Genomic DNA, 12445 nt, shown 5'->3' on the forward strand with positions numbered 1-12445 from the left:
CGTCGCGCCGATAACGGACGCGCTTGCGTGGTCAGCCATTGGATAACCGCTTATTTTAACTGAGTTTTTGCAAAATTCGCCAGATTTCCGGCGAGGCCGCCGACGGCCGCGAGTTCGTCCGCCCAGCTCGCCGCGCGCGCGGCGAGCGCCGCGCGGTGCCGCCAGAAATCGGCCCAGTCGGGCGCGCCCGCGCCGTTCCATGCGTGCCAGAAGCGCTCGGTGGCCGCGCGCGTTGCGTGATCGACGCGCGCGTTGAAGTGCGCGAGCGCCGCGTCGAGCTTCGGCAGATGCGCGGCGTCGGCCTGCGGGTAGATCTGCCAGACGAACGGCCGGCGCGCCCATTGCGCGCGGACGAACGAATCCTCGCCGCGCACGAAGTTCACGTCGCTCGCCCACAGCAGCAGGTCGTAGTCGGGCTGCGCGACGAACGCGAGCCCGTGCGCGGCGACGCTGCCGCGCGCCGCGTGCGCGCCGGCGCCGAACGAGCCGACCCCGAAAAAGCGCGCGATGCTCGCGGAGATCCGGCCCTCCGGCACGAGCAGCGCGATCGGCTCGCCGCCGTCGCGCCATTGCTCGAGGAGCGCGTCGAGCGCCGGGTTTTCGTATGCGAAGAGCGACACGACGGTCGCGTCCGGGCCGGGCATCGGCGCGCGTGCGACGCTTTGCCACCACGCGCGGCGCGCGTCGCCGCTCGCTTCGAACGCGGCGCGGCGCGCGTCGAGGTCGCGCTCCTTCAGCACGCCGCCCGTGCCGGGGCCGAGGCCGGGGAAGAAGAAGGTTTTCGTGAGCGGGTAGCGCGGGTGCGGCGACGGCCGCAGATGGAAGTCGCAGACCCAGTCCTCGGCGCTCAGGTATTCGAGATTGATCCACACGGGCGGCCGCGCGCGGCGCGCCATCGCGGCGACGTACGCGCCCGGCAGCTCGCATGCGAACGCTTCGATCACGACGTCGGCGATCTCGAGCGTGTCGCCGGCGTGCGCGGGCGCGCGCCAGTGCTCGACGACGATGCCGTCGACGGTCTGGCGCGCGGCGTCGGGCCTGGCGGCCGGCTGAAGGCGCGCGAACGTCGCGAGGTCGTCGACGAAGATCCGCACCTGCCAGCCGTGCTCGGCCGCGAGCTGGCGCGCGAGACGCCAGCACACGCCGATGTCGCCGAAGTTGTCGACGACCGCGCAGAAGATGTCGCATGCGATCGCGCTTGCGGCGGCGTCCGTGGGGCGAATGTCGGCGAGGGCGGAGGCGGGGGGCGTGAGGGGAGCGGACGACGTCATCTGATCTGTGCCAAGCGAAGCGAGTGGGGCGCCGACCGGCCGATCGGCGCGCAAGCCGGCACGCAAACCGGCAGGCAAACCGGCGAACCGGCAAGCCGAACGCCGAGCGGGCGCGTGCCGCGGCGAGCCGGCCGCGATCGCGCGCGGCGAATGCTCTAAACTGGCGATTCTAAATGACCTTGTTCGCGCGCGCCGCTCGCGCCCGCATTGAGCATGACATCCCCCGACGCACCCGAATCCCGTTTCGAACCCAAGCCGATCCTCGCCCAATTGCCGCATCTGCCGGGCGTCTACCGTTATTACGACGTGCAGGACGCGGTGCTGTACGTCGGCAAGGCGCGCGACCTGAAAAAGCGCGTGTCGAGCTACTTCACGAAGACGCAGCTCTCGCCGCGGATCGCGATGATGGTCACGCGCATCGCGCGTATCGAGACTACCGTCACGCGCTCGGAGGCCGAGGCGCTGCTGCTCGAGAACAACCTGATCAAGGCGCTCGCGCCGCGCTACAACATCCTGTTTCGCGACGACAAGTCGTACCCGTACCTGAAGCTCACGGGGCACGAGTTTCCGCGGATGGCGTACTACCGAGGCGCGGTCGACAAGAAGAACCAGTACTTCGGGCCGTTTCCGAGCGCGTGGGCGGTGCGCGAGAGCATCCAGATCCTGCAGCGCGTGTTCCAGCTGCGCACCTGCGAGGACTCGGTGTTCAACAACCGCACGCGTCCTTGCCTGCTGCACCAGATCGGCCGCTGCTCGGCGCCGTGCGTCGGCGCGATCGGCGAAGAGGACTACGCGCGCGACGTCGACAACGCGTCGCGCTTCCTGCTCGGCCGGCAAAACGAGGTGATGGGCGAGCTGGAGCGGAAGATGCATGCGTTCGCGGCCGAGCTGAAGTTCGAGCAGGCGGCGGCCGTGCGCAACCAGATGAGCTCGCTCGCGAAGGTGCTGCATCAGCAGGCGATCGACGTCGGCGGCGACAGCGACGTCGACATTCTCGCCGTCGTCGCGCAAGGCGGCCGCGTGTGCGTGAATCTGGCGATGGTGCGCGGCGGCCGGCATCTCGGCGACAAGGCGTACTTCCCGACGCACGTCGAAAGCGCGCTCGCGCTTGCCGGCGATCCGGGCGCGCAAGCGGGCGACGAGGCGGGCGACGACGTGGGTGACGAGGCGGGTGACGAGGCGGGTGCCGGAGCGGATGCGCAGGCGCGGCTCGCCGGCGATGCGGCAACGGACGCGGCGGATGCGGCGGATGCGGCGGATGCGGCGGGCGCGAGCGAGAACGGCGGCGCGGCACGCCATGTCGAGGCGAGCGCGCAAGCGTGTGCCGACGAAAGCGTCGAACGAAGCGCCGACGCGATGGCCGAAGCGATCACCGAAGCGTCGCGGGCAGCCGCAATTGCCGAAGCCGGCGAAGCCGCGCAAGCAACTGAAGCAACCGCGCCGTCCGACATCGGCGACGACGCCGCGCCGCAGGAGGCCGACGCCGCGCCGCTCGAAACCGAAGTGCTCGAAGCGTTCGTCGCGCAGCACTATCTCGGCAATCGCGTGCCGCCGATTCTCGTCGCGAGCCACGCGATCGCGAATCGCGAGCTGATCGATCTGCTCGTCGAGCAGGCGGGGCACAAGGTGTCGGTCGTGCGGCAGCCGCAGGGCCAGAAGCGCGCGTGGCTCGCGATGGCCGAGCAGAACGCGCGCCTCGCGCTCGCGCGGCTGTTGTCCGAGCAGGGCTCGCAGCAGGCGCGCACGCGCGCGCTCGCCGGCGTGCTCGGCTACGAGAGCGACGATCTCGCGCCGCTGCGGATCGAGTGCTTCGACATCAGCCACACGATGGGCGAGGCGACGCAGGCGTCGTGCGTCGTCTATCACCATCACAAGATGCAGTCGTCCGAGTACCGCCGCTACAACATCACGGGGATCACGCCCGGCGACGACTACGCCGCGATGCGCCAGGTGCTCACGCGCCGCTACGAGAAGATGGTCGAGGAAGCGGCCGCCGAGGCGTCGGCGGACGAGGCGGCCGGCATCGACGGCAACGCGGTGCACGCGGCCGCGTCGGCCGGCCGGTTGCCGAACATCGTGCTGATCGACGGCGGCCGCGGCCAGGTCGAGATCGCGCGCCAGGTGTTCTCCGAGCTCGGGCTCGACATCGCGATGCTCGTCGGCGTCGCGAAGGGCGAGGGGCGCAAGGTCGGGCTCGAGACGCTGATCTTCGCCGACGGCCGCGCGCCGCTCGAGCTCGGCAAGGAGAGCGCGGCGCTGATGCTCGTCGCGCAGATCCGCGACGAGGCGCACCGGTTCGCGATCACCGGCATGCGCGCGAAGCGCGCGAAGACGCGCCAGACGTCGAGGCTCGAGGAGCTCGAAGGCGTCGGCGCGAAGCGTCGGCAGCGGCTGCTCGCGCGCTTCGGCGGCTTGCGCGGCGTGGTCGCGGCGAGCGTCGACGAGCTCGCGAGCGTCGAAGGCATCTCGCGCGCGCTCGCCGAGCAGATCTACCGGCAACTGCACTGAGGGCGGGCCGCGCCGGCCGGCGAGCCAGGCGGCGCGGCCCGCGCCGGGCGCGTTGCTTGTGGCGGCGCGGGTGACGCGGCACAATGGCAAATCCTTCAACCGTGTCGCGTGCCATGCCGTTCAACTTCCCGATTTTCCTGACGTGGGTGCGAATCGTGCTGATTCCGCTCGTCGTCGGCGTGTTCTATCTGCCGGATACGGTGCTGAGCGCCGACCACCGCAATCTGGCGGCGGCGGCGATCTTCATCCTGGCCGCGCTGACCGACTGGTTCGACGGCTATCTCGCGCGCAAGTGGAACCAGACGTCGGCGTTCGGCGCGTTTCTCGATCCCGTCGCCGACAAGCTGATGGTGACGGCGGCGCTCCTCGTGCTCGTGCAGCTCGCGCGCCTCGACGCGGCGATCGCGCTCGTGATCGTCGGCCGCGAGATCGCGATCTCGGCGCTGCGCGAATGGATGGCGCACATCGGCGCGTCGAAGAGCGTCGCGGTGAATTCGCTCGGCAAATTCAAGACCGCGTGCCAGATGATTGCGATTCCGATGCTGCTGTACTACGGCCGGCTGCCGTTCGGCGGCGGCATCGCGATCGACACGCGCGTGTGGGGCGAGTGGCTCATCTATCTCGCGGCCGTGCTGACGATCTGGTCGATGCTCTACTACATGAAGCTGGCGTGGCCGCAGATTCGCGAACGCGGGGGCGCCGCATAAGCATTCGGCGCGCATGCCCGATTGCGCGTCAACGAGCGCGAGGATGCGGTCGAAGAAAAAGGGCGCGAAAAACGCTTGACACATAATTCGAGTTTCACCATAATCTCGTTTCTCCACTGAACGGTGCCTGGCGCAGTGCGGTGGATGAAGTAAAACGCGGGAGTAGCTCAGTTGGTAGAGCGCAACCTTGCCAAGGTTGAGGTCGCGAGTTCGAGACTCGTCTCCCGCTCCAGGTTTGAAAGCAGCGTTTTGCTTGGCGTGTTGTTCGGCAAAGCATGCAGTGCAGGACGATGCGGGAGTAGCTCAGTTGGTAGAGCGCAACCTTGCCAAGGTTGAGGTCGCGAGTTCGAGACTCGTCTCCCGCTCCAGAACAAGGGGAAGCCGAGCTTCCCTTTTTGTTTGATGGGCCCGATGGCCTTCAATCAAAAAACTGTCGATCGTTGCAGGCCAACTGGTTTTCGCGATGTTCGGCAGACCGCTTACGGCGCGATAGCAAAGCGGTTATGCAGCGGCCTGCAAAGCCGTGTAGGCCGGTTCGACTCCGGCTCGCGCCTCCAGAAAAAGCCCCGTTGATCGGGGCTTTTCTTTTTTCCGCGCCGCTCAAATTTCCGCGCCGCTCAATTGGGCACCAGCGAGCGGGCAGGTATGCGAATGGCTCAGGCATACGGTCCCGGGCGTCTTCATCGATATCCGGCGCACGGCGCGCATCGGCCGCCTTCGGGAACATGGCTTCGGCGGCAAGCTGGAAGGGGAGCCGTTCGGAACGGCGACGACTGCGTTGCGGCGGCTGGTTCTGCCGCGCATTGAGGAAGCGCTGTCGGCTGCGCAAATTCGCCTTGCGAATGCCTACATTGAGCGGCTCGAATGGGCGGTGACGTGCATTGATCGATGCGATCGGCCGCACGCGTTGTTCTGCCTCGGCCCGCCATATTTCGAGACGGAAGGATACGGCGTACCGTTTCCGTTCGCGCAGTACGAGAAGATGGCCGATTGATTGCGGTCGATCGTGGGCCGCGCGATCGTCAGCCTCAATGTCCACCCGGAGATCCGGTGTGTGTTTGCCGGCTCCTGCATCGAGAGCGTGCCGATTCAATACACGGTGAGCGGTGGAAAGGGCGTCGACCGCCGCGAACGGATCATTCTCGGTTGAGGCGATTCAGCGGAGCCGGCCGGGTTGTTTTGTCGAGTGCGGCCGGCGCGGTAATCGCGCCGGCTGGCTCAGATATCGACGTAGGCGGGGAGCAGGTCTTGATCGACGAGCCGGATCTCGATGCGGTTCGCGATCGCCACGTGCTCGGGATTGTCGACTGAGAACGGGGCGTCGGTGACGCTGACGATGATCGTGCCGGTCTGTTTGCCTTTGGCGGGTACGGGAATCAGCGCTCGGGCCTCGGGAACCTGCTGTTGCGTAATGACCTTCGGCAAGTAGAGCATCCAGCCGACGCCGGGCTTGTCGTCGAAAACCTGCTTTACAGCGTACTCGTCGAAACTCACCTCGACGAGTGCTGGGCTGAATACAGCGACCATTGTCGATACGATTCCGGAAATGGCCGCGTAGGCGCTCCACCGTTCACCCTCGATGCGAAGGGTCAATGTGTCAGGGAGGGATTTATCCCCGACGTGGCACGATATGGACGCGCCGTCGTCGCTAGTAAGATTGCCATCCCACATCGCTACGTAGGTGAAGTCTTTGCTGTTGCGAAACTCCTCGCGAAGTACGGCGAGCGCCGCTGGCGTGGCGATGCCGGCAGCGTCATAGACGTGGTACCTAGTTGCGTCTTCCTGGCTGTCTCCTTTGAGCATCCAGTTCTCATATCGTAAAGAGTCATCGTGCGCCTTCAGCGCGTCGATGATCTTCGATACCCGCGCCAAGATTTCAGGAAAATCGAATGCAGTGAGCGACGAATCGCGGAAACTGGCGGTGATGTTCATGGAGGTTCTCAGGGCTGAACGACGGAGGTAATACCCGACCGTCTCAATATAATGAGCATGCGTTGGTGGGCGAGCGGTGTTTGGAAGTACCACATCAATCGCGCTGGAGGGTTGGCCCGCACGGCTGCGCCCTGTCGTACGGCAGTGGCTTCCATCGAGTCGAATCCTTTGAAAAATTTGTCGGCCTTCGGGATCGAACCATCGAGGAACTGATCGTAATTGCCCTTGGTTTCCTGTAGCAAGCACTCGCCGGGCTGGAAGCCGTCGAAGTCGATGCCGAGCCAATTCCACTCATCGCTCCAGCGACATTCCTTAGTGTCGAACGCAAAGCCAGTAATGCGTGCCTGATATCGGTACGCATTCCAGTTGACACCATGATTGCGGCGAATTTTCGCTCCACCCTCTGGCGGACATTTCTTGCAGCTTTCGCCAGTGCGCGGCAAAGCCCGCACATCCGGCGTCGCCTTGCTGTCTTCCTTCGGCGTGTCACCCGACAGGCTCGCCGTTCCCGCCACCGTCGCCCCGCCCAACAAGGCGACGCCAGCGCGCGCCAAGACGGGACCAAGCTCCGTTATCGCCGCTTCCAAGAGCGTCAACGCCAATGTCGCCATGCTCCAGCCCTCCGTCCGGATGTTCGATGCGCCATTTGATGACGCGCAGATAGTCATGAAAACGCGCGTCGGCCGAGCGGCCGGGGCGCGTGAGCCAAGCCTTCGTCGCGGGCTTCTCGTAGAAGCTCGGCGCGTACGCCTCGAGCCTCAGGAACGCGACGATGTTCTCGTCCTGCTCGATGCCGAATGCGCGCGCGGCGCGATATGCGGTCCATAGTCGGGACGACAGGCCGCCGTCGTCGGCAAACGCCGGATTCTCCTTCACGAGATCCTGCCGAACGCGTTCGACGAAGCCGCGCTCGTCGATCTCCGCCAGTCCGGCGACCTGTTCCGTGGTCAGTTCAAGCATGCGGATGCACTCCGGTCAGCCGCCCGTCGACCTCGACGAGCCAGTCGTACGTCGCGACGAAGAATTGCGTGCGCTGCGCGTCGCTCATCACGCGCGCGATGTCGGGCAGGATGCGCGCGTCGTAGAAGCGGAACAGCGCCGTGCGGCCGTCCGGGAGCAGCACGTCGAGGCGCTCGCGCAATTCGGCGGCCAGCCGCTCGAACGGATACGCGCTGACAAGCCACGACATGCCGACCGGCCCGGCCGCCAGCTCGGCGAGCACGCGCCGGATCGGCCCCGGCGCGAGCGCGTAATCGATCAGCCAAGGGCCGTTATCGGCGAGCGACGCGTCGGGCGTGCCGTCGAAAAGCGCGATCGAGTAGTTCGCGCGGCGCAGCGGCGGGGCGTCCGAGGCTTCGGCGAAGAGCAGCGCGTCGATCACCGCGAAGAGTCGCACGGGCAGCGTGATTGGCGAACGGCGCGCGTCGAAATGAGCTTCGATGGTCGGTGGCGTCATGGTCATCCGCGCGCGACCATCGTCGCGGCGTTCTTGGCCGCCGCCTTCAGGCATTCGAGGCAAAGGGTGGGGGATGGGGCGACAGCAGCAACCGCTGCGACGGCCGATCCGCCGGGCGAGCCGCCGTCCCCGCGTTCACCCGCGCCGATATCGTCGATTGTTCCGGTTCCCTGCGACGCGACCAGCTCCGCGCCGCACGCCGTGCGCATGCCTTCGACGGCGGTGTCGCGACCGGCGATCGTGTGCGGGTAGCGGCGGCCGAGCAGATCGGGGAGGATCGGGAAAATACCCTTGCAGCGAGGGCAAAGTACCTTGTGACCGACGCCGGCGACGCCGCGCCCGTCGAGCGTGAAGGTCGGCGAGCCTTCGATTACCTTGCCGCCGTGCGTCGTCGTGTCGCCGACGCGGATGATCGCGCGCTTTGCCACTTGGCCCTCTCGTGTCAATTTGCGTGCGAATTTACCATCGAGCGCGCGAGGTATGGGATTTGCGGTTGTGCAGCCACGACACCTGTCAGGTTCGACAGTGGCGCGGCGTCGAGGTCGATCGCGCCGATCGGTGACGCGCTGCGCCCGGCCGCCGGATGCGCGCTTTCGATCGTTCGTTCATTCGAACCGTCGTGGCGTCTTCGCCGGGCCGGCGTCCGTTTGAGTTCGCGTATCGCATCGCGCTTGCCGTCGGCGCGTGAGCGGCGGCGACGAGTGCTTGCGAATCGAGCGCGTTTTCGCCGTTCGGCGGCTCCGTCAATTGGACGCCGCGAGCGAACGGTACAAATGCAGCAGATCACCGCTAGTCGCGAATCCGTCGATTCGGAGCCAGGGTTTTCCCGGCGCGGCGCGCAGCAGCAGAACCGGGTTGTGGTCCATCTTGTCCTGCCGGTAAACGTTGAATGCCTTCTGCGCAGCCACGCTTGCGGCCGTCGTACCCGTGTAATGCTGCCACTGCGGCCCCGCGCCGAATTTCGCGGCATATTCGCGCAGGCGCGCCGGCGTGTCGTTTTCCGGATCGATCGAGATCGACACGATATGTACCTTGTCGCGATCGGCGCCGAGCGCCTGTTGAAGCTGCGACAGCGTCTGGCTGATGACGGGGCAGATCGACGTGCAGGTGGTATAGATGAACGTCAGCACGACCGGACGTCCGTCGTCCAGTTCGTCTTTCAGCGCGACGGTCTTGCCGTCGTCGCGCACCAGCATGACGGCCGGCACGGCATAGGCGGCCGTGGACGTTTTCATCCCGGCCATCATCATGTGATGCTGCGCGTGGTGATCCATCTCCATCGGTTCCTGCGCCCGCGCGGTGTGTCCGGCGAACAAGGCGCCCGCGATCACGAGATCGGCGAGCAGGGGAAGCTTCGGGAACGTGTTCATTTTCGTCTCCTCATGGTGTGGGCCGCATGGCGCGTCCCCGGGGCGGGAAGCCCGCTTGCGGCGCGGCAGAGCCGTCGTCCTGCGAATGCGGCAGGGCGGCGTCTACGTCTATGGAACGGTCCAGGCCCCGTCGGCCACGATGCGCGTACCGCTCATATCGGCAAAGTGGACCATGTAGCCGCCTTTCGATGCGAGGCGCTGCCCCGGCGCGAGCGTCAGGCGCGGGTAGTAGCCCGTGATCACGCGCTGCTCGAGCGTGTCTTCGATGCGCTCGACGAGATAGTCGCGCACGTAGGCGCCCGTGACATGACCCAGCGCTTCCTCGAGCAGCACGCAAGCGAGGAACGTGTCCGCCTGCACCTGCTGGTCGACGATGGCGACGTGCCGCGCCGCGGCCCAGTCCAGCATGTAGTCGACGCGACGCCGGACGCGATCGGGCAGATCGAACGGATACGCGATGTGCGTGATCGCGCGCCAGCGCTCGGGCAGCGGCGCATGATCGAGGCCGCCCATCAGTCCGGACATGTAGACGGTTCGCGCACGCGCGTCGCGGCCCAGCGACGCGATATCGGCGGGGCGCAGCCACAACACGAGCGCATCGTCGCCGGAGAGGCCGCTCAACGCCTGCTCGACGCGATCGCCCGGCATCAGCGCATCGCGCGACACGTCGAGCCCGCGTGCGCGCAACGCAGCGGCGAGCGCTTGCGCGCCCGCTTCGCCGCTGTCGCCGACCCGGTACACTTCGCGAATCGCGCGCGGGGCGCGTTCGCGATCGCCGCTCTCGATTTCCGCGGCGATCAGCGCGGCCTCGAGCAGCACGCCTTTCGAGAAGTAGATCGAATAAAAGTCGCCGTCGCGGACGTCCGGCACGTCGACGTTCGGAAACAGACACGGAATCCGCGCGTGCTCGCAGAACGCGCGAACGGGCGCCCAGTTTCGCCCGCCCATTCCGGATATCACCGCGAACACCGGTTCGGCGGCCAGGTGGCGCGCGAGTTGCGCTTCCCATGTCGACGCCGCGCCGTTCAGCTCCCAGACGTGCAGCCGCCAGCGGCGTGCAGCGGAGCCCGGGTCCGCCGTCTGCAATCCCTGCGGGGCCGCGCTCGTCGGAAACGCTTCCTTGTCGGCGAAGTAGTGCCGCAAGACGTCGAGCGTTGCGCGGCGCTTCACGGGATCGGCGTCCGGGGTGACGATCGTCGCGAAATGCAACGCGGTGTCGGTGACGCCCGGCGCGGGTAGCGGATCGAGCTGTTTCAGATAGCGGATCAATGCGGCCATGTCGTCGTCGGCCATCACGAAGTGCGGCATCAGGTAACCGAGCTGCCTGCCTTGCGCGTCGATTCCGCTTCGAATCGCGCGGGCGAGAGTCTCGTCGGAATAGGCGGCCCGCTCGCTTCGCATGCTTTCGACGTACGGCATGCCGGGATTCTCGCCGCCGAGCGTGCTTGCGTGGAGCAGGTAGGTTCCGGCGATCGGCGGGATCGTCGTGCGTCCCGACTTGGCGCCGAGCCCGCTGCGCCGATGGCAATTGACGCATGCGGCCGCGGCGCCTTCCATGCGCAGGCCGCCTTCGCGCAGCGCGCGCAGCGGGGCGCCGGAAGCGAGCACGCCGTGGCGGTAGATGGCTTCGCCGGGGACGTCGTCGGGCGATGCGGCGGCCCGTAGCGTCGCGATGGCCGACAGCGCGAACGTCAGCACGAGCAGCGAGGCGAGCCGCTCCAGCGCGCGCGCCGCAACGGCAGGCGAGCCGGCGGCGCACGGCTCGGCCGTCTGCATCGAAGCGCGCGGGCGAGCGTCTGAGCGCGCGCGCGCCGGGGGCGGCGGAGGCGAGCCGCCGCCGTGCGTCGTCGACGCCCGCACGGGCAAATCGTCGTTACGGCGCATCGATCAGCGCTTGAACCAGACTGCCGGCGATCGGGCGTCCGAGTCCGGTTACGTAGTCGTAGCCGCGCATCGCATCGCACAGCGAGCCGCAAGTGCCGTTCGAGCCGCTCGTGACGTCGTAAAAGGCCGTCTGGTACGAAGCCGACGCGATGCCGTACAGGAGCGCTTCGACGGCGCTGAGCGCACTCAGCGTGGATTTGCCTCGTTCGACGCGCACGCTGTTCGCGATCGCCAGCAACGCCGACCATTGCGGCGCGCCCGCGCTCGTTCCGCCGACCACGAACCAGCCGCGCTGACCGCCGTATCCGTACGAATCGTATATCGCGAAGCCGGACGCGGGATCGCCGTCGTAGGCGACGTCCGGCACGCCGCGTGCGCCGGGCGTGTCGAACGGTATCCCGAAGCGCGTCTGATAAGGCGGCTCCGATTCGATCACGCTCTGGCCGCCGCCGCTTCCCGGCCATGCGGTTTCGCCGGCGTAGCGTCCGCTCGCGTCGGTGGCGATCGTCGTCGCGCCGACACCGAGTACGTACGGCGACGCGGCGGGATAGTCAACGGCGTTGCCGCCGTCGCCCGACGCGGCGACGAACGACACGCCGTTCGCGCTCATGAACAGCCCGTCGTACTGCGTTTCCGACAGGAATTCGCTGCCGCCCCAGCTCATCGACACGACCTTCGCGCCGACGCCTTTGGGCGGCGCGGCGACCGCGAGCGCCACGGCGCCCATCATGTCGCCGAATGCGTCGGATGCGGCTTCGATCAGCACGATTTTTGCGTCGGGCGCGATGGCGTGCGCCCACTGCACGTCGAGCGAGCTTTCCAGCGCCCAACCCGCATCCGCCGGCGGGCGGCTGCGGTCGGCGCTCGCGTAGACCTTGGCGAAGCATCTGTTCGCGGCGTTGCAGGGGGGGAGGGCGAATCGACGGCTGAACACGTCGAGATCGGCCTCGGCGGAAGGGTTGTCGAATGCGTCGATGATCGCGATGATCTGCTTGCCGCCCCGAAAATCACTCGGCAACTGATCGAAGCCGTAGAAGTGCCGGATCTGCGCCGGCGACATGCCGGCCGGGGCCGCAGCCGCGCGTCCTTGCGCGTGCAGATGGAACGGCGGGCGAACGAAGCCCTGAAGCGGCCGGCCGGCTTGCTGCGCGAATGGCGCCGCCGGCGAGAGCGCGAGCGCGGCCGATCCGGCGAGAATGCACATCGCGTGTCGCAACGTGTGTCGTTTCATGTCGTCCCTCCGACGTGAGCGATCCGGATGGCGCGGCCGACTTCCGATCGCCCGATCGGGAATCGGCCGCGCCTATCCTGCGTCGC

The 12445-nt window shown here is 67.2% G+C and carries 11 protein-coding genes, 3 tRNA genes and 1 pseudogene; 6 read left to right on the forward strand and 9 right to left on the reverse strand.

Annotated elements, in window-relative coordinates; all coding sequences use genetic code 11:
• Positions 1-50: 50 nt before the first annotated feature.
• Positions 51-1271, reverse strand: a complete 1221-nt coding sequence (gene earP / locus WS78_RS05510) for an elongation factor P maturation arginine rhamnosyltransferase EarP (protein ID WP_038750356.1) — start codon at positions 1269-1271, stop codon at positions 51-53.
• Between the two features lie 213 nt (positions 1272-1484).
• Between earP and uvrC the strand changes: the two genes are divergently transcribed.
• The 6 genes and pseudogenes from uvrC to WS78_RS37480 all read left to right on the forward strand — a co-directional run.
• Positions 1485-3779, forward strand: a complete 2295-nt coding sequence (uvrC, locus tag WS78_RS05520) for an excinuclease ABC subunit UvrC (protein WP_059584624.1) — start codon at positions 1485-1487, stop codon at positions 3777-3779.
• Between the two features lie 113 nt (positions 3780-3892).
• On the forward strand, positions 3893-4486 hold the full coding sequence (gene pgsA / locus WS78_RS05525; protein ID WP_038750360.1) for a CDP-diacylglycerol--glycerol-3-phosphate 3-phosphatidyltransferase: 594 nt from the start codon (positions 3893-3895) through the stop codon (positions 4484-4486).
• A gap of 156 nt (positions 4487-4642) precedes the next feature.
• Positions 4643-4718, forward strand: a tRNA-Gly gene (locus WS78_RS05530).
• A 60-nt stretch (positions 4719-4778) separates the two neighbouring features.
• Positions 4779-4854: transfer RNA gene (locus tag WS78_RS05535), tRNA-Gly, on the forward strand.
• A 115-nt stretch (positions 4855-4969) separates the two neighbouring features.
• Positions 4970-5043 (forward strand) — tRNA-Cys (locus tag WS78_RS05540).
• Positions 5044-5108: 65 nt separating this feature from the next.
• A pseudogene (locus WS78_RS37480) lies at positions 5109-5636 on the forward strand (DNA adenine methylase); the annotation flags it as partial.
• A 68-nt stretch (positions 5637-5704) separates the two neighbouring features.
• On the opposite strand, the gene WS78_RS05550 reads toward WS78_RS37480, so the two are convergent.
• The 8 genes from WS78_RS05550 to WS78_RS05585 form a co-directional block, all read right to left on the reverse strand.
• The gene (locus WS78_RS05550; RefSeq protein WP_059584628.1) at positions 5705-6418 is read right to left on the reverse strand and encodes an immunity 52 family protein; all 714 of its coding nucleotides are present in this window, start codon (positions 6416-6418) and stop codon (positions 5705-5707) included.
• Between the two features lie 8 nt (positions 6419-6426).
• Complete coding sequence (locus WS78_RS05555) at positions 6427-7020, reverse strand: restriction endonuclease fold toxin 5 domain-containing protein (protein WP_226377233.1); 594 nt, start codon at positions 7018-7020, stop codon at positions 6427-6429.
• A complete protein-coding gene (locus WS78_RS05560) occupies positions 6905-7378 on the reverse strand; it encodes a hypothetical protein (protein WP_059608758.1) in 474 nt (157 codons plus the stop codon). The genes WS78_RS05555 and WS78_RS05560 overlap by 116 nt, the downstream gene beginning before the upstream one ends.
• Entirely contained in the window at positions 7371-7874 is a 504-nt protein-coding gene (locus WS78_RS05565; RefSeq protein WP_226377210.1) for a DUF4123 domain-containing protein, read from the reverse strand. The genes WS78_RS05560 and WS78_RS05565 overlap by 8 nt, the downstream gene beginning before the upstream one ends.
• A gap of 2 nt (positions 7875-7876) precedes the next feature.
• The gene (locus WS78_RS05570) at positions 7877-8302 is read right to left on the reverse strand and encodes a PAAR domain-containing protein (protein ID WP_059584827.1); all 426 of its coding nucleotides are present in this window, start codon (positions 8300-8302) and stop codon (positions 7877-7879) included.
• Between the two features lie 315 nt (positions 8303-8617).
• On the reverse strand, positions 8618-9244 hold the full coding sequence (locus WS78_RS05575; protein WP_059584825.1) for an SCO family protein: 627 nt from the start codon (positions 9242-9244) through the stop codon (positions 8618-8620).
• Positions 9245-9352: 108 nt separating this feature from the next.
• Positions 9353-11020 (reverse strand): c-type cytochrome, encoded by a 1668-nt coding sequence (locus tag WS78_RS05580; RefSeq protein ID WP_082717369.1) that lies wholly within the window; start codon positions 11018-11020, stop codon positions 9353-9355.
• Positions 11021-11117: 97 nt separating this feature from the next.
• The gene (locus WS78_RS05585; protein WP_059584822.1) at positions 11118-12359 is read right to left on the reverse strand and encodes a S53 family peptidase; all 1242 of its coding nucleotides are present in this window, start codon (positions 12357-12359) and stop codon (positions 11118-11120) included.
• Positions 12360-12445 lie beyond the last annotated feature (86 nt).

The organism is Burkholderia savannae (assembly GCF_001524445.2).
Lineage (GTDB): Bacteria > Pseudomonadota > Gammaproteobacteria > Burkholderiales > Burkholderiaceae > Burkholderia > Burkholderia savannae.